Source organism: Pacificispira spongiicola (genome assembly GCF_012926505.1).
Taxonomy (GTDB): Bacteria; Pseudomonadota; Alphaproteobacteria; order UBA8366; family Aestuariispiraceae; genus Pacificispira; species Pacificispira spongiicola.
Genome location: NZ_JABBNT010000005.1, coordinates 1 through 20,157 on the forward strand (window position 1 = coordinate 1; position 20,157 = coordinate 20,157).

Consider the following 20,157-nt stretch of genomic DNA (forward strand, 5'->3'; position numbering starts at 1 on the left):
GTCCGACCGACTCCAGCCGCGCCCGCGTGACGACTCCGTCCGCCCTCGGTGCGCTGATTGCGTGAAAGAGCATCGACGCACCGAGATGCCCAGACCGTGCCATAGCGGCGACGTGGCGGGCCATGGCGGCGTCGGGCAAAACGGCGTCAAACCATAACCCGAAATCGCCGTTTAGTATCGAAACGCGGGGAGCATCGCAGACCACGAAATTTTCATGTTGCCACATCAGGGGCACGCCTGCTGTCCAAGTCCCTTTCGGAAACTGCCGGTCATAGGCACTCGCATCAAAACTTTCGGGCGCGCCGTCAACGGCGATTTCTTCGTGATAAGGAACGACCAGCCCTTGAAGGTGGAGCCGCTTGCCATCGCGTCCAATCAGGTCCGACATGTATTAATCCTCGCGCAGAAGGCCAGCAGCGCTTGCGTACCGCATCCAGCACGAGATCGGACTCAACTCATGGGCAAGCGATCCAGCGGGCAGAAATGCGCTCACAGGCAGTAGGGCACCGCCGCCGGGAACTTTGGCACGGATTTCCGCCTCTTCTTGGTTTGCGGCGTCTAGGGCTTTGAGCGCGTCTGCGATCTTGCTGACGGCAGCGCGATGCGCGGGAATCAGCGTTTTGGCGATAGCGTTCGAATAGCGCTTCGCCGCTTCGCTCCGGCGCTTGCGTGCGAGTGAGGCCGCGCGCTCGATGACGATTTGTTCGGCGGCAATCTGTCGAAGTCGGGCGTCAAGATCGGCTGTGTCGATAACGTAGTTCGGATCGTCCAGGACGCCCAGCGCTGCGGTATCGAGTTCGTTGAGTGCTTCGAGGTCAAGCGCCCAGCGTCGCTCTTCGAGCTTTCGACGTTCGGCGTTCAGATTGTCGCGGCGAGCGCGAACCTGATCGACCTTTCCATTTGCCTCATGAAGCGCGGCTTCGAGCGTGGCGATTTCGTCATTGGTAGCGGGGGACTTCTTGTTGCGAGTGCCAATCATTTTCGGGCCTCCTAAAAGCTCATGTGTTGACCGGCAGTAGGGCACCGCCGCCGGACATGCGGCTGTCGGGTCGCGATGGACTTCCAGAATGGGGGAGCGGAAGCGAGGTCCGGCGGCGGTGTTTCTGGCCGGGAATTCCGGCGGTGTTTTGAAACTTCTTCATCGCTTTCGTCCTGCATTTTGGTTTCCATCGTCCCGACTGGTTAATTCGGCGCTTTTGTCCCGCGTGACCGCAATAGGTTTTGTGCGGATCGCTTCCGCTATCGATTCCGGCGATGCGTCTTCTGGGAGCCCAAGCGCTGCCGTCAGTTCGACGCGCCGTTCTCGGGTGAGCGGAATCGAAGGCAGACAGACGATGCCGGCACGTTCCCGCGCTCTTTGCCGACGCTTCCTTTCAGCCGTAGTTGACGGGCACCAGTCCCGAGGGCGTCCGCGCGTAGTCATGCGACCGAGACCAGGTTAAAGAGGGAGGCCGCCCGCTCCCTATAGGGCGGGTCTCTCATATACGTAGTATATGGACCACACGCACCGCAGCCCCCCCGCAATGATTTCAATAACTTACCGCACCGCCCGCACACTTCCCGCAGAACACCGCCCGCAAGCAAAATCAATGACTTACAGAACCACTTCCCGCACTTCCCGCAGAGATTATTCCGCATCGCCGCCCCCATTTTCGGAGCGAACAATGGCCTTTCGAGCATGCCGATCAGAGCCGAGCGCGGTGCCGATCCGGATACGGTTTTGATCGAACAGCCGTCGCATCGCACGTTCCAAATCCCGCTTTGAATGGCCCTCGGATTCGCTCATCGTCTCCATGGTGCGGGGCGCGTAGCGGGGCGAATTATTCGCGTCGGTCAGGTGGCGGCCTTGAGCTTGAGCGCGATCCAGACACCGCAGGAAAACATCTTCGGCAGACCGGCGTTTGATCGTGCCTATGATTCCTGGGTCATCGGATTCGGCGAAGAACGCCCCGTCTCTGAACCGCATGCGGATTTCACCGCCCGCCGGTCCATAGTTCGATTTCATGGTCTTCAAAGTCCGAAGGTCCGTTCCTTCATCATCCGGTTTGGTGAGATACATTCTCGATCTCACCGCGTTGTTCCAGGCGGTCGATCCGGCGGACCCTGATCCCGTAGACAGACCGGAGGCGGACGGGTGCGCGAGAAGAACCACAGCGCCGTCGATCTCCCTCGCAAGTGCCCGGAGCTCCGCAATGAACGCACGCGCCTGGGTGCGAATGTTTTCGTTTCCCAGGAACAGATCGTGTAGCGAGTCGAGAACGATAAGCTGAGCTCCGAAATCAAGAGCGTAGTTGTGGAGCCCACCGAGCGTTGCCGTTGCTTCCGGCACCCCGTCGTAGTTCGGCGGGAACGTCATGAGCGCGTTGTCCTGGCCGACGCGATCAAACAGAACGCAATCGTCGCTGAAATCGTGGAGGCTTATCCCGAGCGCAGCCGACAATGCGGACATGCGGCGATGAAGTTCCTCCATGTCGTCTTCGCAATGGAAGCCGATGCACCGGCACGGCATGGTCTCCAGGCCCAACCAACGCCCGCCGGTCGCACATGCCGCGAGAAGCTGCATTGCGACCAGGGACTTTCCGAGCCCACCGTCGCCGGACAACATCGTGACCGAACCCACCGGAATTAGACCATCGACCAACCATTTCCGCTCAGGTATCGGACGATCCGCTAAGGATGAGACTGCGACACCGCCCGCGAGTAGCCCGCGCGGATTTCCGCGATGGCGTCGATTCTGAATATGAGGAGTGCTGGCCTCGAAAGCTGCATTCGTGTCATGCGGCGGCGACATTAAGCACCTCGCGATTTACCCGGATTTCAGGGATAGACACGGGTCGAGTAAGTGCACGCGCAATTCGAGCCGCGGTGCGTTCCGAGCGCGAGACAATCCGACGGAGGGTGGAAAGAGTAAGGATCGGCGGCGCGTCCCAGTCGAGGACGACAGAGCCAAAGCCGCCAGCCCGCAACCAGTCGATGGGCCGATCATGGATCAACGCCGGTTCGTCCAAGTAGGACGCGCGCTCCAACCAGAAGCCTCCTAGAATGTTTCCGCCCGCCATGGTCCACCATTTTTCGGGCCGGTCAGGAGAGAAGGCGACCAGATCGTCAAGACTCTCCGCCCATCCGGGCAATCCGTCGTCGAGGGGGCAGGGGCGATCCCACGCGGCTACGACAAGTGCCGGAAGACCTCCATCATGATCGATAGCGAAGCGTTTCCCATCCGGTCGGACATTGCCGACGGCGCACAACTGAGGACCACGAACCGCATGCGCAAGGTTGCGAAGCCCAAGCTGCCCAAGGCGCTTCCGCCCGCGCTCGGTGCTCGTCGGATCGTGAAGAGAAGCGAACAGTTGATTGAGATTCGCGGACAGGGTATTCTCACGGCTCGCCAAAGCACTTTGAGAGTTCCCCGCCGCCTCGGTCTGCTGCTCACGCAGCGCGCCGGGGCGCGGCTTTTGGAACGGCATGGTTCATGCCGCCTCATCACCAGCGGGAAGGGTGGCGATGTATGATTCCAGATCCGATTGACGCACCATGGATCGACGCCCAATCTTAACCAAGTGGATCGGTACATCGCGATTGTTCACGAGTTCGTAGAACAGGGTGTTACCAATACCGCCAAGCTGGCGGCGGGCTTCGGGAATCGAGACCAGCATGCCTCTTTCCTCCATCGTTGCGCGACGTATGTCGGCGTGGGTTGACGATGGCAGAAGGGTATCGGCGGCCCCTGACGAACGCACCAAGAGCCGTTTTCACGGTTACATCTTAATCATGAAAAAATATTATTTATCAGATATTTATGGGGGTTAAGTTTCTTCCTCGACTTAACTGCCTTCTTGGAACTGCTCCCACTTTTCGTACTCTTTTATAGCCCGGTTTACCGTCGACTTTGAAATTCCCATAAAGTCGGCAACATCTTGCGCTGTGTGATCCTTAACATCCCGCCCCCACTTCTCGATGTTCTGCTTCTTAAAGTGGCGATACAAAACCGCAAGGTATTCTGGATCGTAGGTGTTCCCTTCGCGGAATACTTTGCCAAAATTTGTGAAACCAAACGCTTTGGCGACTTCCGCTGCACCGATGCCGTTAGCGCCCCAATAAGCGGATTTATGAAGCCTATCCAGTTCACCCATAGCTGCATCGAGCCAGTCGAAAACGTAAGGAGGAAGATCGTCCCCATTTTCGCGGGCGGCCCGATATGCAGAAGCGAGCCTGAGAGGATTCTTGTCGAAAGCGTAGAGTTGCTCCTGGGTCTCTACGATTCGATCATTGCTTTTGCGACGAACCTCAGTGTCTTTCTTTTGATCGTCGCTAGGCATGCGTACTTCCTTGAATCGAAACTACGGTTCCTGATGCTTCAACCGGTCGCGCTACAAACGCCGCCCAATCCGACATCAGGCGTACCCGTTTGTCGAACAAATCGCCACGCCGATAGGCCGCTTCGACTGCGGACGGGATTGCGTGCCCGAGGGCTGCCTCAGATACCTCGTTTGGGTAACGGGTGCATTCAGACGCCCAGTCTTTGAAGGTGGATCGAAATCCGTGTGAAGTGAGGTCCGCACGCCCCATCCGTTTTAAGACCGCCAGCATCGACATGTTCGACAGCGGCGATTTGGGCCGCGCGCCCGGAAATACGAAATCAGACGACTTCAAATCTTCCATGACGCGAAGAATGGCTACCGCTCCGCCCGATAGCGGTACGCGATGATCGGCTCCAGTCTTCGTTCGTTCACCGGGGATATTCCAGCAGGAATTAGTGAAGTCTATTTCCGACCATCGCGCGCCCAAAACTTCGCCGGTCCTCGTCCCCGTCAGGATCAGGAATTCAAGAGCCCGCGCGGCCATGCCGGGCTGCTCACGTAAGGAGGTAACGAAGGTGTTGATTTCGGGGTAGGGTAGGGCCGCATGGTGCTTTTTCGATCGCTTCGATCTCGCCGGTAGGATTTTGTTCAAATGCCCCCGCCAGCGGGCCGGGTTCTCCCCCTCGCGATGTTTCCGCGCGATGGCCCAATCAAGGATCGCTTCGATTCGTCCGCGAACACGTGATGCCGTTTCAGGCTTCTCCGACCAAATTGGCTCCAGAATATCCAGCACCTGCGGCGTGTCGACGTCTCCAACGCCAAGAGTGCCGATTACGGGATAAGCGTATGTTTCCAACGTCGCTGTCCATTGCGCCGCGTGCTTAACGTTCGACCATTTCGGCGCGTGTTGTTTGATATAGGATTCAGCGCACTGCTTGAACGTCTTGGCCGTGCCAGCCTGGGTTCGGCGATCCAGTAGGATAGCCTTCCGTTCCTCGATCGGATCGATCCCGTCCCGGATGAGTTGGCGGCACCGTGCGGCTTCCTGGCGAGCGTCAGCGAGGGAAACAGTGTGAACCGCGCCTAGGCCCATCTGGCGTTTTCGACCGTTAAGCTGAAATCGAAAGAGCCATGACTTGTTCGCGGCCTCTCCGACCTGAAGCCACAGCCCGCCACCGTCGGAATAGCGGCCCTTGCGAGTCTCCGTCGCCACCCTGCGAGCGGCCAACTTGTTTAGAGCGCGTGCCATTGTCTTTGGTCTCCAAGTGGGAATCAAATTTCATAGCCCACCTTCCAACCCACATTTTAAACGCGAATTTCAACGAACGCAAGCGAATGTGCGCGAACACGAAATGGTGTTTCATCGCTGTAATATTGGGGTTTTTGGGACGTCGACGAACATTGGCGAATGAGCCGCTGGCGGACAGGGTGGGATTCGAACCCACGGTACGGTCTCCCGCACGCTGGTTTTCAAGACCAGTGCCTTAAACCACTCGGCCACCTGTCCGTGATCGGCGGGGCGTGATAGCACTCTGATCCGCGCCTTATCAAGCAAAGGGTTCGACAATAACGACTAGCCGTTGTTGCGCCGGGGCAGGCGAAGGTCGTTCAGGTCTTCGATGGATGGGCCGAAATAGGGGCCGGTACACAGGGCACCGTCGATTTTCGACAGCAGCCGTGCCGCTTCCGCATCCACGACGCCTTCGAAAACGATGGCTATTTTATGCTCGGCGCATCGTTTGACCATGCTTTCCAGCATCGGCAGGCTGCGTTTCAATTGCGTGGCGTCGAGCACGAAATTCGGGTCCAGCAGGATGTAGTCCGCCGGCAGGGATTCGAGCTTGTCCGGCGTAACCGCCCCGACATCGCGGCCTGACAAGGCGATGTTGAATCCAGCCCGGCGTAGAATCTCCAGGGTTTGGACCTTGTCCCAGGGAATCTGATCCAACCCGGACAGTCGCAAGGTCAGGTCGCGATGCGGCGCACGGTGTTTGAATTCCAGCAGCATGCCGACCACTTCGGGGTCCAGTAGCGAGCGGATCGCGACATCGACGGCGACGCTGAACTCGTCCAGATCGTCGCGCGTCAGAATCTTCCGACACTGCGCCGCATCGACCCGCGTGCGCATCGCAACGTCGCCCTCGCAGAGCTTCAGGATTTCGCCGGCCCCCATGCCGTCGTCGTCGAGCGTGACATTGAATTCTGCGAGCAGGTGGTGCACCGACCATCGGGCGATATCCGCCACCGGCGTGAAGGCACTGGAAAGCAAATCCTCCTGAAGGCTCTTTTCCAGCAGGGCCAGCCGCGAATGCCGTAAATCCACAAAAGCCGCCTGACTGTCGGCTAGGGTTTCGAAGATCACGGCGTCGATGCCGGTGTCGGCGAAGGCGTCCACGGCATGGGAGAGGGCGGTTTTGATTTCCCCCGATTCCATAGCCTGGGCATCGAGCATGACGGTAGAGGACCCGACGGACAGCGCCGCGCCGTCCGGATCGATATCGCGGGCATAGGTCTGGATTTCGTCCTTCAGCGCGGCAATGTCCCGGTCGCGGTCGTGAACGAGGCCGTATTTACCCTGTTCGACACGACCCAGACCTTCGCCGCCGATGCTTTCGGCTTTCAATCGGCTTTCGACCTTGTCGGTGAAGCGGCGGAGTTCCTCTTCATCCAAACCCTGTAGATCGGCCAGTTTCTCGACGTCGCCGATATCCAGGAAGGTCATGTCGATGTCGCGATCTTCGGCCATGGCATCCGAAATCGCCTTTTCGACGGAATCGACGAAGCCGGTGCGCGTGTTCTTCGATTTCGGCGCATAGACCAATTGCGGGTCCTGTACGAAGCTCAACCGGTATTGATCGTTAAAGCCTTGCGGCTTTCCGGTGACTTCAAATCCGTTCACGGCGCCGGTGGCGACATCGCACATGAAGTAGAAGGCGGGGGGCAGGAGTTCCCGCAATGCGGCTTGCACCAGGATTTCACTGACGGCGAATTGCGATTCGTCCGCCGCGAATTCGGCGACAGAGCGGCCTTTCAACGCATCCATGGGCAGGCCCAGCCATGCCTCGGTGTTGCCGCGCGCCATGGCGATCCGTCCGCTTTCATCGATGTAAAGCTGGAAACTGCGCCGATCGGCCTCGCTTTCCCGGTCACCCAATTCCGCTGACATCGCCATCCCGCTGCTCTTGGAAATCCGAAGGGAAGACCCCGGATCGCGGCCTTCTGTATCCGTTTGAGTTACACCAAGCCCTGAAAACACGCAAACAGTGGGTCGCCGATTCGGGGATTTGTTTCATTTTTCCTGCGGGAGCGCGGACGATTGTACCGCACTTTCAAGAAGTTAACGCCACGCCTTGTGACAGAGGGCCATCCTGGCATAAGCGTAAGTGATCTAGGACTTTTCGGATCGGTGCCCCCATCATGCCGCGCTTGTCGTTTGCTTTCGCCGCCTGTGTCGCTTTCTCTCTCGCAACCGGGGCCTCGGCGGCTTTTGCCCAAACGACGGATTCCCAAACGTCCGATGCGGGTTTTCAGGATTGGCTTGCCGGCGTCCGGCAGGAGGCGCTGTCCCGTGGGATCGGTGCGTCGACCCTGGATGCCGCGTTCAAGAATACCAAGCCCGTACCGCGGGTTCTGGAACTGGACAAGCGCCAACCGGAATTCACGCGCTCAATATGGGGTTACCTGGACAGTTTCGTGACCCAGGACCGTATCGATCGGGGGCGGCAGCTTTTGGTGAAGCACAAGGCCTTGTTGGACAAGGTCCACGCCAAATACGGGGTGCAGCCGCGTTTCCTGGTCGCTTTCTGGGGAATGGAGACGAATTTCGGCGATTATACCGGCGGGTTTTCCGTCATCGATGCGATCGCGACCCTGGCCTATGATCCGCGCCGGTCCGATTTCTTCCGGAACGAGTTGTTCCAGGCGCTGACCATTCTGGACGAAGGCCATATCACACCGGATGCGATGGTTGGGTCCTGGGCGGGCGCAATGGGGCAGCCGCAATTCATGCCGTCGACCTTTACGGCCTATGCCGCCGACGGGGATGGAGACGGCCACAAGGATATCTGGAACAACCTGCCGGACGTTTTTGCCTCCGCCGCGCATTATCTGTCGTCCATCGGCTGGGACGATACCGAAACATGGGGGCGTGAGGTCAAATTGCCGTCGGGGTTCGACGTCGAACAGGCGGATTTGAAAATTCGCAAAGACATTTCGGAGTGGCAGGCTCTCGGCGTGCGCCGGGCGGACGGGCGCGATCTGCCTGCCGTTGCTATCGACGGGTCCATCGTTCTTCCGTCGGGCGTGTCCGGCCCGGCGTTTTTGGTCTATGGTAACTTCCGTGCGATCATGACGTGGAACCGTGCGCTGAATTATGCGCTCGCCGTCGGTATTCTGTCCGACAGGCTGGAAGGCAAGGGCGGCTTGCTGACCAAACGCCCGGTGGACGACAAGCCGCTGCATCGGGACGAGATCCTGGAATTGCAGCGCCGGTTGACCGATGCGGGGTTCGATACTGGTAAGCCGGATGGCATGGTCGGCCCGATGACGCGCGCTGCGGTGAAGGGGTATCAGAAATCCGTCGGTTTGCCGCCGGACGGATATCCGACACCGGCCTTGCTGTCGAAACTCAGGGGGGGCTGATCCGTGCGGCGACTATTCCTCGGTATCGGTTTGTTGGCCGCCTTGACCGGCTGCGCGGAATTTCAGTTCCTGTCACAGGCGTCGAAGCAGGTTGGCCCGAACGGCGCACATGCCCCGTTGGACCCGTCGGCCCCCGACCCGGGGCGCAGCTATAAGATCGGCAATTCCTATCAGGTCTCCGGCATCTGGTACTATCCCAAGGCCGACTACAGCTATGTGGAAGAAGGAATCGCGTCCTGGTACGGGCCGGGTTTCCACGGAAAACAGACCGCGAACGGGGCGGTATTCGATGAAAACAAGGTTTCGGCGGCGCATCGGACCCTGCCGTTGCCGTCGGTCGTCCGCGTGACGAACTTGGAAAACGGCCGGTCGATCAAGGTCGTCGTCAACGACCGCGGTCCCTTCGCACACAGCCGGATCCTCGACCTGTCCCGGCGCGGCGCACAGTTGCTGGGCTATGAAAAAAAGGGGACGGTCCTTGTCCGCGTGGAGGTTCTGGAGGCGGAAAGCAAGCAGCTCGCCTCTCGCCTGAACGGCGGGCCCGCCTATGCGTTGGCGGACAACAAACCGGAAGCCCCGCCGCCGGATGCAGCCCCGGTAGCGTCGGTTGAGGGCGAAGAACTCGCCCCGCCGCCCGGCTCCGCCCCGTCGCCGCAATCGACGGCGAGTCAAACGGCCGAGATTCAGCAGGTCAGCCTGTCCGTGGATACGTCGGCACGTCCCGTCGAACCGAGCGTGGTCGAGGATGCGGCGGAATCGGAAAAGGTGATGATGATGCCGGTGCCGCCGACGCCGACCGTCTTCATTCAGGCGGGTGCCTTCGGGCAATATACGAATGCCAATCTGGCGCGATCCCGCCTCAGTTATCTGGGGCCGATCGTGGTGGAGGAGATTACCCGCTCCGAAACGCCGCTGTTCCGGGTCCGCCTGGGACCGCTGCCGGATGACGATCGTCTGGAATCGCTGCTGGTCGCGGTGATCCAGGCGGGGTATACCGATGCCCAAATCGTGGTGGCCAAAAACTGATCCGAACCCTGCCTTGATTTCGCCGGAATCCGACGGCAAGGCTGGGACGGGCCCGCGCAAAGCGGACGAAACGCCGAAACCCGACCGAATGCCCGGAGGTAGTATGTTTTCGCGAATTCTTTCCGCCATTGTTTTGACCGTCGCCGCTGCCGTCGCCGCTGCGCCGCCAGTGTCCGCGCAGGATGTGAACAGCCTGGAAACCCAGGCGGAGCAGGCGATTCTGATCGATTACAGCACCGGCACCATCCTGCTGTCTAAGAACGCCGATACGCGCATGTATCCGGCGTCGATGACCAAGCTAATGACCGCCTATCTGGTGTTCGAACGCCTGAAGAACGGCACCCTGTCCCTGGACGACACTTTCCCGGTTAGCGAGGAAGCGTGGCGCAAGGGTGGGTCGAAGATGTTCGTGGAAGTCGGGTCGCGTGTGCGCGTGGAAGACCTGCTGCGCGGCATTATTATCCAGTCCGGCAACGATGCCACCATCGTCGTGGCGGAAGGCCTGTCCGGCAGCGAGGAAGCCTTCGCCCGGGAAATGACCGCGAAGGCCAACGAACTGGGCATGATGCATACGCAATTCCGCAATGCCAGCGGCTGGCCGGATGATGAGCATTATACGACCGCGCACGACCTGGCCGTCCTGGCGGAACATATCATCCGCGATTTCCCGGAATTCTATCACTTCTATTCGGAAACCGAGTTCACCTATTCCGAGATCACCCAGCAGAACCGGAATCCGCTGCTGTACCGGAATATCGGCGCCGACGGTCTGAAGACCGGCCATACGGAAGCGTCGGGCTACGGCCTGACCGCATCCGCCGTGCAGAACGGACAGCGGCTGGTGCTGGTCGTGAACGGGCTAGGCTCAACCAAGGAACGGTCTCAGGAAGCGGAACGCATTCTGGACTGGGGTTTCCGCGAATTCGGCACCTACCGACTGTTCTCCGCCGGGGAAACGGTGGATCAGTCGCCGGTCTGGCTGGGCGTCGACGGCCGGGTGCCGTTGATCGTTCAGGAACCTGTCAGTGTCGTGGTCCGTCGGAACCACCGCGACGACCTGAAAGTCGTCCTGAAAACGCAGGAACCGGTCCCGGCGCCGATTGAGGCGGGAACGCCGCTGGGCACGCTGGAAATCTCCGCGCCCGGCATGAAGACGAAGGAAGTCCCGCTGGTCGCCGGAGAAGCCGTGGCACGTCTGGGATCCTTCGGACGTCTGAAGGCGGCGGTCGAATACCTCGTCTTTGGCGAATCCAGCGGGGGCTGACGCGTTCATGACCGCCCAGACATCGGCCCGGCGCGGTCGTTTCATCACGTTGGAAGGCGGTGAGGGGGCCGGAAAGACAACGCAGATACAGCGTCTTGCCGAAGCTCTTGCCGCCGCCGGTATAGAAGTCATGACGACGCGCGAACCGGGCGGGACGCCGGGCGCGGATGCGGTGCGCGCCCTCGTCGTTACAGGCGATGGTGACCGATGGGATTCCGTTAGCGAGGCCCTGCTGATGTATACGGCGCGGCGCGATCATGTTCTGCGTCGCATTCGTCCGGCCCTGGAGGCAGGGACTTGGGTCATCTGCGACCGGTTCAGCGATTCCACCATGGCGTATCAAGGATACGCGCGCGGATTGGGTCGTGATTGGGTCGAACGGCTCGATACCCTCGTCCTGGAAGGCTTTAAGCCGGATTTGAGCCTGTTCTTCGATATGCCGGTGGAAGAAGGCCTGAAACGGGCCGGGGCACGCGGGGGACCGGATCGTTTTGAGAGCCTGGGACTCGAATTTCACGAGACTTTACGCAAGGCGTTCCTGGATATTGCGGGGCGCGAGCCCGATCGGATCGCCGTGATCGACGCATTGGGCACGCCGGAGACTGTTACCGCGCGCTTGATGGATGTCGTGACCCAGCGGTTTCCGGAAGTCGCGTCATGACCGACGATGTGATCCCGCCGCCGCGCGAAAATTCCGATCTTCAAGGGCATGAAGATGCCGAAGCCAAGGTCATCGAAGCCTGGAAATCCAAGCGTTTTCCGCATGCCTGGTTGATTACCGGTGCGTCGGGGATCGGAAAGGCGACCTTCGCATATCGGATGGCCCGATGGATTTTGTCGGGCGGCGATGGCGGGCCGGGGGGTGGCCAAGGGGACGGACTGTTCGGCGATGCGGCCCCGGCATCACTGTATATGCCGCCGGAAAGCGGGACGTTTCGGCGGATTGTGTCCGGTGGGCACCCGGATTTCCGCGCAATCGAAAAGCCGGAAGGTAAAACGACGATTCCGGTCGAGGATGTGCGTGCCGTCCTCAGCTTCGTTCAGCAGACGGCCGCCGAATCCGACTGGAAAGCCATCGTGATCGATACCGCCGATGAATTGAACACATCGGGCGCGAACGCGATCCTGAAAGCCTTGGAAGAACCGCCGCCACGCACGCTGTTCCTGCTGGTCAGCCACGCGCCGGGCCGTTTGCTGCCGACGATCCGGTCGCGCTGTCGAAAATTGGCGCTCCAGCCTTTGGCGCCCACTGTGTTGACATCGCTGCTGTCTCGTTATGCGCCGGATATCGGGGCGGGGGACGCGGAACTGCTGGCGGAATTGAGCGAGGGCAGCATCGGCACCGCCCTGGATTATGCGGCGGCGGGCGGCATCGACCTGTATCGTGCCGCCATGGTGCTGATGTCCAATCCGGCCCGGCCGAAGCCGGAACAGCTTTATGGTTTGGCCGATATGTTGTCGGGGAAGGGGGCGGAAAGCGCCTATACCGCCTTCCGGACCTTGATGGATTGGTGGATGAAACGGGCGATCCGCGCGCAGGCATCCGGCATGCGTCCGCCGACGGTTTTGCCCGAGGAAGATCAAGCGCTTGAGGCTTGGTTTTCGCTGGGCGGCCTTGAAACGTCGATGCAGCTATGGGAAAAGCTGACGGGCCTGCTTGCTCAAACCGACAATCCGGCCAATCTTGATAAGCGTCAGGTCATCGTTTCGGCGTTTCTGGAGATTCAGAAGACGGCGGCACGATAATCCCTGATCCGAAATTTTCCGTTTGGAGCCCGATCGATCGCCATGCCGTCAGAAACCAAGAAGAATACATTCTACATCACCACGGCGATTTCCTACGTCAACGGACCGCCGCATCTGGGTCACGCCTATGAGTCGATTTCGACCGACGTGATCGCGCGGTTCAAGCGTCTGGACGGGTATGACGTGATGTTTCTGACCGGCACGGACGAACACGGTCAGAAGGTGGAGAAGACGGCCCAGAAGAACGGCGTCGATCCGAAGGAATTCTGCGACGATATCGCGTCTAAATTCAAGGCGATGACAGATCTTCTTAATATTTCGAATGATGATTTCATTCGAACCACGGAACCGCGCCACCATGACAGCGTTCAGGAAATCTGGCGGCGCATCCAGGCGAAGGGCGACATCTATCTGGGCAAATATGCCGGATGGTATTCCGTGCGCGACGAGGCCTATTTCGGCGAAGACGAGTTGACAAAGGGCGAGGGCGATCAGAAAGGCAAGCTGTTCGCACCATCCGGGGCCGAGGTCGAATGGGTCGAGGAAGAATCCTATTTCTTCAAACTGTCGGAATACGGCGACAAGCTGTTGGCGCATTACGAAGCCAATCCCGATTTCATTCTGCCGCATTACCGTCGGAACGAGGTTGTGAACTTCGTCAAACAGGGGCTGACCGACCTGTCCGTATCGCGCACCACCTTCGACTGGGGCATTCCGGTTCCGGGCGACGACAAGCACATCATGTATGTCTGGTTGGATGCGCTGACCAATTACATCACCGCGACCGGCTTCCCGGACGAATCCAGCGAGACCTACAAGAAGTTCTGGCCCGCGGATATCCATGTCATCGGCAAGGATATCATGCGCTTCCACACGATCTACTGGCCTGCCTTCCTCATGTCTGCGGGGCTGCCCTTGCCGAAGCGCGTGTTCGGGCACGGTTTCCTGAATATCGAAGGGCAGAAAATGTCCAAATCCCTGGGCAACGTGATTACGCCCCAAGCCATGGTCGATGAATTCGGTCTGGATCAGGTTCGCTATTTCCTGATGCGCGAAGTTCCCTACGGCAATGACGGGTCTTTCTCCAAGGAAAGCATGGTCAACCGCATCAATTCCGATCTGGCGAACGATCTGGGCAATCTGGGCCAGCGCGTTCTGTCCATGATCGCGAAGAACTGCGACGGCAAGGTCCCGACGCCGGGCGCGCTCACGCCGGATGACGACGTGCTGATCGGTGCCGCCAAGGGCGCCTTGGACGAAATGCGCACGGCGATGGAAATCCAGGCAATCCACCGCATGCTGGAAGCGGTATGGAAAGTCGTCGGCGACGCCAACCGCTATGTCGATGCGCAGGCGCCCTGGGCTCTGCGGAAGACCGATCCCGACCGGATGGCGACGGTGTTGTATGTTCTGGCCGACGTGATCCGCATGCTGGGCATTTACGTGCAAAGCACGGTCCCTGCCTCGGCGTCCAAATTGTTGGATCAACTGGCCGTAGCGCAAGACGTGCGGTCTTTCGCGGATATCGAGGCAGCCCTGGTGCCAGGAACCGAGCTACCCAAGCCGCAGCCGGTTTTCCCGCGCTATGTCGAGGAAGACGAGGCGAATTGATGCTCGTCGACAGCCACTGCCACCTGGATTACCTGAAACGGGACGGGCGCGACCTGGATGAGGTCGTGGCCGCCGCCATGCGGTCGGATATCGGTACCCTGGTGACGATCTGCACGAAGGTGAGCGAATTCGACACGATCCGCGAGATTGCGGAAACGCATGACCGGGTCTGGTGTTCCGTCGGTATTCACCCGCATGAGGCGGAGAGCGAACCACCGGTCGACGCGGCGCGCCTGATCGAATTGGCGAAGCATCCGAAGGTCGTCGGCATCGGCGAAACGGGCCTGGACTATTTTTATGAGCACAGCCCGCGCGAGGCGCAGAAGGCCAGTTTCCGGGCGCATATCGAGGCGTCGCGCGAAACCGGCCTGCCGCTGATCGTCCATACGCGGGAAGCGGACGAGGACACGGTGGCGATCCTGGAGGATGAAATGGGGAAGGGCGCCTTTCCGGGCGTCATCCATTGCTTCACCAGCAGTCGCTGGCTCGCCGAACGCTGCGTCGATATGGGGATGGCGATTTCGATATCCGGGATCCTGACCTTCAAGACGGCGGAAGACCTGCGGGCGACCGTCGAAGGATTGCCGTTGGACGCGCTGCTTGTCGAAACCGACGCGCCGTTCCTCGCCCCCGTGCCGAAACGGGGGAAGCAGAACGAACCGGCCTTTGTCGTGCACACGGCGCAGCGATTGGCGGAACTAAAGGGCGTGACGCCGGAAGAACTGGCGCAGGCGACGACGGATAACTTTTTCCGTCTATTCTCCAAAACGGCCCGACCGCAAGAGGCCGTATGAAGGTCCGGATACTCGGTTGCGGTTCGTCCGGCGGCGTTCCAAGGGTAGGGGGCAGTTGGGGCGCGTGCGACCCGACGGAACCGAAAAACCGCCGCATGCGGTGTTCCTTGCTGGTGACCACGGACCAAGGTCAAATTTTGATCGATACCGCGCCGGATATGCGCGAACAGCTTCTCGCGGCGGAAGTTCGGGCCTTGGACTCCGTGTTCTACACTCATTTGCATGCGGATCAGGCGCATGGGATCGACGACCTTAGGGCGCTTGCCTTGATCAACCGTCATCGGATTCCCGTCTATGCGGAACCGGATATCCTGGATCAACTGACGACCCGGTTCGACTATTGCTTCCAGCAGATCAAGGATTACCCGCCGATCCTGGATGCCAACGCCTTGATGGGACCGATCGACAGGGCGGGGGTTACAATCACCCCGATCCGAGTCCAGCATGGTGTGATCGATGCGACCGGCTATCGTATCGGGAACGCGGCCTATTTTCCCGATGTATCGGAGATACCGGAAGAGAGGTTTGCCGATTTGGACGGTTTAGAACTGCTGATCGTCGATGCCCTACGTTACAAACCGCATCCCAGCCATGCGCATCTGGATCGGGCCCTTACTTGGATTGAGCGGATCAAGCCGGGCAGGGCGGTTCTCACGAACTTGCATATGGACCTCGATTACGGAACCCTGTGCCGGACCTTACCGGACGGGGTCGTTCCTGCCTTTGACGGCATGGAAATCGATCTATCTGACTAAAACGAAAATTTAGGGAGCACAGCCATGGCGAAAGTAGCATTCCTCGGACTGGGCGTGATGGGCTATCCGATGGCCGGTCATCTGAAGACGAAGGGCGGTCACGACGTCACCGTCTATAACCGCACCCCCGCGAAGGCCGAGAAATGGGCCGCTGAATTCGGCGGCACCGCCAAGGCGACGCCGAAGGAAGCCGCCGAAGGGGCCGATTTCGTCCTGTCTTGCGTCGGGAATGACGACGACCTGCGCAGCGTGGTGCTGGGGGAACAGGGCGCCTTTGCCGGCATGTCCTCCGGCGCGATCTTCGTCGATCACACGACCGCATCGGCCGATGTCGCCCGCGAACTCTACGCCACCGGACAGGAAATCGGTGTTTCCTTCATCGATGCGCCGGTCTCCGGCGGTCAGGCGGGCGCGGAGAACGGCGTTCTGACAGTGATGTGCGGCGGGGATGATGGCGCCTATGCCAAGGCGGAACCGGTCATCGCGGCCTTCGCGCGCTCCTGCAAGCTGATGGGCGGGTCCGGCGCGGGCCAGTTGACCAAGATGGTGAACCAGATCTGCATCGCGGGTCTGTTGCAGGGCCTGTCGGAAGGTATGAATTTCGGCATGAAGGCCGGTCTGGACATGGGAAAAGTCATCGACGTGATTTCCAAGGGGGCGGCAGGCTCCTGGCAGATGGAAAATCGCGGCGGTACGATGTGCGACGGAAAGTTTGATTTCGGGTTCGCGGTGGATTGGATGCGCAAGGATTTGGGCATTTGCCTGAGCGAGGCCAAGAACAACGGTGCGCGCCTGCCGGTAACGTCGCTGATCGATCAGTTCTATGCCCAGGTGCAGGGACGCGGGGGCAACCGCTGGGATACGTCCAGTCTCGTTCACCTTCTCGCGAACGACTGAAATACGGTTGAAATAAAAGTGACCAATTTGGATTTCAGGACTAGTCTGCGCGCATGACGGATTGGGTACAGGAAGCGAGCGATTGGCTGGTCGATGAGACCCTGCGGGGAACGCGGGCCGATCGCCTCGTAAGAGGCTTATGCGAAAAAATGGCGGAAGGCGGTGTGCCCCTGGTTCGGGTGCAAATCGCCTGCGGTCTTCTGCATCCTCTGTTCAAGGCGTTTTCCATTTGTTGGAACCGCGACGAAGGTCTCGTCCGCGATCGCTTCGCCTATAGCAGCCCGACGTCCGAGGCTTGGCTGGTCAGCCCCTTGAAGGCCGTGTTGGATCCGGGCGAGAACCCCGAAATCCGCGCGCGTCTTAAACTGGGGGAAGGGATCAACCAGTTCCCGGTCTTGAAGGAATTCAAGGAGCGGGGCTACACCGACTATTATTGCACGCGGAAGGCCTTCACATGGCCGGAAGAAACCGCCTTGGCGAATATGGACGGCTGTATTGCGTCCTTCGCCACCGATGCACCGGACGGATTTACTGACCGCTGTCTCGCGACGATCCGCCGCCTTTTTCCGCGGCTGGCCGTGGCGATGAAGACCTTGGTGCGGGAAGGGACGGCGCAGAATTTGGCATCGACCTATCTGGGCAGTCAGGCTGGGGAACGGGTGCTGAACGGCCGCATCCGGCGCGGGGAATACGACAAGATTCAGGCGGTCGTCTGGTATTCGGACATGCGTCAGTCGACGGAACTGGCCGACCGCATGCCGCCGGAGCTCTTTATCGAACGCCTGAACCGCTATTTCGAATGTACCGCCGGGGCCGTTCTGGACCATGGCGGGGAGGTTCTGCGGTTTATTGGCGATGCAGTATTGGCGATCTTCCCGATCAATGGGCCGGGCGGCGCGGAACGGGCCAGCCGTATGGCCGTCGCCGCGGCGCGGGATGCCTTCCGCCATGTCGAACGGATCAATGCGAATTTGCCGAAAGAAGACCTGGTACCGATCCGTTTCGGGTTGGGCCTGCATGTCGGCGACGTCATGTTCGGGAATATCGGCGTTCCGGAGCGGCTGGAATTCTCTGTCATCGGCGCCTGTGCAAATGAGACGGCGCGACTGGAAGATTTGACCAAGACCCTGGACCGCCCGGTTTTGGCCTCCGACGCCTTCGCCAATCTGGTCGATAACAGCGACTGGGATCCGATGGGCAGCCACCGCTTGCGCGGCGTGTCCGAACCGCAACCGATTTACGCCCTGGTGCTTTAGCACAGAGTTAGGCCGTGGTGCTATTTACGCCTTGTTGCTTTACGCAGGCGATCAGGACGCGTTTTCCACACCTTTAACGCTGTCCCAGCAGGCGTCCATTTCGTCCAAGCGGCAATCCTTTAGGTCACGTCCACCATCCTTGAATTTCTGTTCCATGGCCCGAAAGCGCATTTCGAACTTGCGGTTGGTGCGGCGCAGGGCCTTTTCCGGGTCGACATCCAGCATGCGGGCCAGATTGGCGACGGTGAAGAGCACATCGCCCAGTTCGTCCTCCAGCCGGTCGGGGTTGCTGCCGGCATCGATTTCCGCGCGTAACTCGTCCAGTTCTTCGTCGAGGTCGCGGAAAACCTGAGACGCCTCCGCCCAGGTGAAGCCGACGCGGGCGGCGCGTTTCGAGAGCTTTTCGGCGCGGGACAGGGCGGGTAGGGCGACGGCGACCCCGGACAAGGCGCTGTCGTCCTGTTGCTTGGTGGCGCGTTCTTCCGCCTTGATCGCTTCCCAACTGATCTTGACCTTTTCCGGCGTGTCGGACCCGTCGGCGCCGAAGACATGCGGGTGGCGGCGGATCATCTTGTCGGAAACGGCGCCCGCGACTTGCTCGAAATCGAAATGGCCTTCTTCTTCGGCCATGCGGGAATGAAAGACGACCTGGAGGAGGAGGTCGCCCAATTCGTCGCGCAACTCCGTCAGATCGTTGCGTGCGATGGCGTCGGCCACTTCATAGGCTTCCTCGATCGTATAGGGCGCGATGGACGCGAAGTTTTGTTCCAGGTCCCAAGGACATCCTGAGACGGGTGTTCGAAGCTGGGCCATGATATCGAGAAGGCGATCAATATTTCGCTTGTCCTTCATGGCAGTTCTGTCCTGACGTTTTGGATAGGTAAGGTCACGAGAGGGGGACAACCTATATGGCTTCGGCTCTATCCGTCGACCCTTCGATTTACTCCATGATCCGGACTTCTCCCGATACCCGGATAGAGCTGCCCGGCTGTGACGGAATTTCCGCATATAGGATGGAGCGCATTCCCATATCCTCGCCCTGAATCAATTTTATCGTTCCCTCATGCGACCAACCGATATTCTTAAGGTATCCGCAAAAGGCGGCTGTTGCGGCACCGGTTGCGGGGTCCTCGAATACCCCACCGGAGGCAAAGGCGTTGCGGCTGTGGAAGACCTTCATATCTTCCGAATAGACGAGCATGATCGTTATCCATCCTTCCCGGATCATCAGGGAACGTCCGGTATCCAAGTCGTAGTTCATGCGCGCGAGGGCATCTCGCGAGTTCAGCGCCAATAGAAAATGATCGGCACCGCCATGAATCAGGGCTGGGGATATTCGCTGATCCAGATCGCCCGGTTTGTATCCGAAGAGATCGAGTATTTCCGTCACTAGTTCGGGAGGCGGGGAAGAGCTGCGGGTAGGCGGCGATTGCAGCGCTGCGAGAAGTCGGCCATCGTCGATTCTCCCCTCAACTGTAATTTCGGCGTTGTTAAGTGTGAGCCGGTAGACCGCATTACCGCATTTCATTGCAAGCGCCGCACCCAGTGCGATGGTTGCGTGCCCGCAGAAGGGTACTTCCGATTCAGGTGAAAAGTATCGAACACGCCAAGCATCGTCCTGCGCCATGGCAAACGCGGTTTCCGAGAAACCGATTTCGGCGGCTAGACGTTGCATTTCCTGTGACGTGGGAAGTTCGTCCGCAATCAAAATGCCAGCGGGGTTTCCACCGAAATTATCTTCTGAGAAGGACGCTAGGCGTTGTATATGCATCTGGGTATCCACCAAATTCAAATTTGATACGCAATCGACGCCGGCGGACCTTTCTACGACGAAGATCGTTCATTTCACCGCTGCTGTAAGTGTAG

19 protein-coding genes, 1 tRNA gene and 1 pseudogene are annotated in these 20,157 nt (G+C 59.6%); 10 read left to right on the forward strand and 11 right to left on the reverse strand.

What is annotated here, in order from left to right; all coding sequences use genetic code 11:
• From HH303_RS15750 to HH303_RS15790, 9 genes are all read right to left on the reverse strand, one after another.
• Window positions 1–388, reverse strand: a 388-nt coding sequence (locus HH303_RS15750; protein ID WP_169626352.1) for a hypothetical protein, incomplete at its 3' end; no start/stop codon positions are given.
• Between the two features lie 3 nt (window positions 389–391).
• Window positions 392–979, reverse strand: coding sequence for a hypothetical protein (locus tag HH303_RS15755; RefSeq protein WP_169626353.1), 588 nt, complete (start codon window positions 977–979; stop codon window positions 392–394).
• Window positions 980–1,627: 648 nt separating this feature from the next.
• Window positions 1,628–2,791, reverse strand: coding sequence for an AAA family ATPase (locus tag HH303_RS15760; protein WP_169626354.1), 1,164 nt, complete (start codon window positions 2,789–2,791; stop codon window positions 1,628–1,630).
• Entirely contained in the window at window positions 2,775–3,467 is a 693-nt protein-coding gene (locus HH303_RS15765; protein WP_169626355.1) for a hypothetical protein, read from the reverse strand. Before HH303_RS15765 ends, HH303_RS15760 begins: the two co-directional genes overlap by 17 nt.
• 3 nt (window positions 3,468–3,470) lie before the next feature.
• On the reverse strand, window positions 3,471–3,656 hold the full coding sequence (locus HH303_RS15770; protein ID WP_169626356.1) for a DNA-binding protein: 186 nt from the start codon (window positions 3,654–3,656) through the stop codon (window positions 3,471–3,473).
• A 168-nt stretch (window positions 3,657–3,824) separates the two neighbouring features.
• Window positions 3,825–4,319: a MarR family transcriptional regulator gene (locus HH303_RS15775; RefSeq protein WP_169626357.1), complete on the reverse strand. Its 495-nt coding sequence runs from the start codon at window positions 4,317–4,319 to the stop codon at window positions 3,825–3,827.
• The gene (locus HH303_RS15780; RefSeq protein ID WP_169626358.1) at window positions 4,312–5,550 is read right to left on the reverse strand and encodes a tyrosine-type recombinase/integrase; all 1,239 of its coding nucleotides are present in this window, start codon (window positions 5,548–5,550) and stop codon (window positions 4,312–4,314) included. The genes HH303_RS15775 and HH303_RS15780 overlap by 8 nt, the downstream gene beginning before the upstream one ends.
• A gap of 168 nt (window positions 5,551–5,718) precedes the next feature.
• A tRNA-Ser gene (locus tag HH303_RS15785) sits at window positions 5,719–5,808 on the reverse strand.
• 66 nt (window positions 5,809–5,874) lie between these two features.
• A complete protein-coding gene (locus tag HH303_RS15790; protein WP_169626359.1) occupies window positions 5,875–7,473 on the reverse strand; it encodes an EAL domain-containing protein in 1,599 nt (532 codons plus the stop codon).
• Between the two features lie 245 nt (window positions 7,474–7,718).
• Between HH303_RS15790 and HH303_RS15795 the strand changes: the two genes are divergently transcribed.
• From HH303_RS15795 to HH303_RS15840, 10 genes and pseudogenes are all read left to right on the forward strand, one after another.
• Entirely contained in the window at window positions 7,719–8,942 is a 1,224-nt protein-coding gene (locus HH303_RS15795) for a lytic murein transglycosylase (protein WP_169626360.1), read from the forward strand.
• Window positions 8,943–8,945: 3 nt separating this feature from the next.
• Window positions 8,946–9,968 carry a septal ring lytic transglycosylase RlpA family protein gene (locus tag HH303_RS15800; RefSeq protein WP_169626361.1) on the forward strand — a complete coding sequence of 341 codons (1,023 nt, stop codon included), beginning with the start codon at window positions 8,946–8,948 and terminating at the stop codon, window positions 9,966–9,968.
• A 103-nt stretch (window positions 9,969–10,071) separates the two neighbouring features.
• Window positions 10,072–11,232 carry a D-alanyl-D-alanine carboxypeptidase family protein gene (locus HH303_RS15805; RefSeq protein ID WP_169626362.1) on the forward strand — a complete coding sequence of 387 codons (1,161 nt, stop codon included), beginning with the start codon at window positions 10,072–10,074 and terminating at the stop codon, window positions 11,230–11,232.
• A gap of 7 nt (window positions 11,233–11,239) precedes the next feature.
• Entirely contained in the window at window positions 11,240–11,893 is a 654-nt protein-coding gene (gene tmk, locus HH303_RS15810; RefSeq protein ID WP_169626363.1) for a dTMP kinase, read from the forward strand.
• Window positions 11,890–12,978: a DNA polymerase III subunit delta' gene (locus HH303_RS15815; RefSeq protein ID WP_169626364.1), complete on the forward strand. Its 1,089-nt coding sequence runs from the start codon at window positions 11,890–11,892 to the stop codon at window positions 12,976–12,978. The genes tmk and HH303_RS15815 overlap by 4 nt, the downstream gene beginning before the upstream one ends.
• A gap of 42 nt (window positions 12,979–13,020) precedes the next feature.
• Window positions 13,021–14,589, forward strand: coding sequence for a methionine--tRNA ligase (metG, locus tag HH303_RS15820; RefSeq protein ID WP_169626365.1), 1,569 nt, complete (start codon window positions 13,021–13,023; stop codon window positions 14,587–14,589).
• Window positions 14,589–15,383, forward strand: coding sequence for a TatD family hydrolase (locus HH303_RS15825; RefSeq protein ID WP_169626366.1), 795 nt, complete (start codon window positions 14,589–14,591; stop codon window positions 15,381–15,383). Before metG ends, HH303_RS15825 begins: the two co-directional genes overlap by 1 nt.
• A gap of 95 nt (window positions 15,384–15,478) precedes the next feature.
• Window positions 15,479–16,138: an MBL fold metallo-hydrolase gene (locus tag HH303_RS15830; RefSeq protein WP_227421872.1), complete on the forward strand. Its 660-nt coding sequence runs from the start codon at window positions 15,479–15,481 to the stop codon at window positions 16,136–16,138.
• Window positions 16,139–16,156: 18 nt separating this feature from the next.
• Window positions 16,157–17,035, forward strand: a pseudogene (locus HH303_RS20360) (NAD(P)-dependent oxidoreductase); the annotation flags it as partial.
• A 53-nt stretch (window positions 17,036–17,088) separates the two neighbouring features.
• Entirely contained in the window at window positions 17,089–18,291 is a 1,203-nt protein-coding gene (locus HH303_RS15840) for an adenylate/guanylate cyclase domain-containing protein (protein ID WP_169626369.1), read from the forward strand.
• A gap of 51 nt (window positions 18,292–18,342) precedes the next feature.
• Here the strand turns inward: HH303_RS15840 and mazG are convergent, their stop codons facing one another.
• Together mazG and HH303_RS15850 are read right to left on the reverse strand one after the other, a co-directional pair.
• Window positions 18,343–19,143: a nucleoside triphosphate pyrophosphohydrolase gene (gene mazG, locus HH303_RS15845; RefSeq protein WP_169626370.1), complete on the reverse strand. Its 801-nt coding sequence runs from the start codon at window positions 19,141–19,143 to the stop codon at window positions 18,343–18,345.
• An 88-nt stretch (window positions 19,144–19,231) separates the two neighbouring features.
• Window positions 19,232–20,062, reverse strand: a complete 831-nt coding sequence (locus tag HH303_RS15850) for a PhzF family phenazine biosynthesis protein (protein WP_169626371.1) — start codon at window positions 20,060–20,062, stop codon at window positions 19,232–19,234.
• Window positions 20,063–20,157: the final 95 nt, after the last annotated feature.

Coding starts and splice junctions, on each gene's coding strand:
- HH303_RS15755 (WP_169626353.1), bottom strand. CDS start 979: ATGATTGGCACTCGCAACAAGAAGTCCCCCGCTACCAATGACGAAATC.
- HH303_RS15760 (WP_169626354.1), bottom strand. CDS start 2,791: ATGTCGCCGCCGCATGACACGAATGCAGCTTTCGAGGCCAGCACTCCT.
- HH303_RS15765 (WP_169626355.1), bottom strand. CDS start 3,467: ATGCCGTTCCAAAAGCCGCGCCCCGGCGCGCTGCGTGAGCAGCAGACC.
- HH303_RS15770 (WP_169626356.1), bottom strand. CDS start 3,656: ATGCTGGTCTCGATTCCCGAAGCCCGCCGCCAGCTTGGCGGTATTGGT.
- HH303_RS15775 (WP_169626357.1), bottom strand. CDS start 4,319: ATGCCTAGCGACGATCAAAAGAAAGACACTGAGGTTCGTCGCAAAAGC.
- HH303_RS15780 (WP_169626358.1), bottom strand. CDS start 5,550: ATGGCACGCGCTCTAAACAAGTTGGCCGCTCGCAGGGTGGCGACGGAG.
- HH303_RS15790 (WP_169626359.1), bottom strand. CDS start 7,473: ATGGCGATGTCAGCGGAATTGGGTGACCGGGAAAGCGAGGCCGATCGG.
- HH303_RS15795 (WP_169626360.1), top strand. CDS start 7,719: ATGCCGCGCTTGTCGTTTGCTTTCGCCGCCTGTGTCGCTTTCTCTCTC.
- HH303_RS15805 (WP_169626362.1), top strand. CDS start 10,072: ATGTTTTCGCGAATTCTTTCCGCCATTGTTTTGACCGTCGCCGCTGCC.
- tmk (WP_169626363.1), top strand. CDS start 11,240: ATGACCGCCCAGACATCGGCCCGGCGCGGTCGTTTCATCACGTTGGAA.
- HH303_RS15815 (WP_169626364.1), top strand. CDS start 11,890: ATGACCGACGATGTGATCCCGCCGCCGCGCGAAAATTCCGATCTTCAA.
- metG (WP_169626365.1), top strand. CDS start 13,021: ATGCCGTCAGAAACCAAGAAGAATACATTCTACATCACCACGGCGATT.
- HH303_RS15825 (WP_169626366.1), top strand. CDS start 14,589: ATGCTCGTCGACAGCCACTGCCACCTGGATTACCTGAAACGGGACGGG.
- HH303_RS15830 (WP_227421872.1), top strand. CDS start 15,479: ATGCGGTGTTCCTTGCTGGTGACCACGGACCAAGGTCAAATTTTGATC.
- HH303_RS15840 (WP_169626369.1), top strand. CDS start 17,089: ATGACGGATTGGGTACAGGAAGCGAGCGATTGGCTGGTCGATGAGACC.
- mazG (WP_169626370.1), bottom strand. CDS start 19,143: ATGAAGGACAAGCGAAATATTGATCGCCTTCTCGATATCATGGCCCAG.
- HH303_RS15850 (WP_169626371.1), bottom strand. CDS start 20,062: ATGCATATACAACGCCTAGCGTCCTTCTCAGAAGATAATTTCGGTGGA.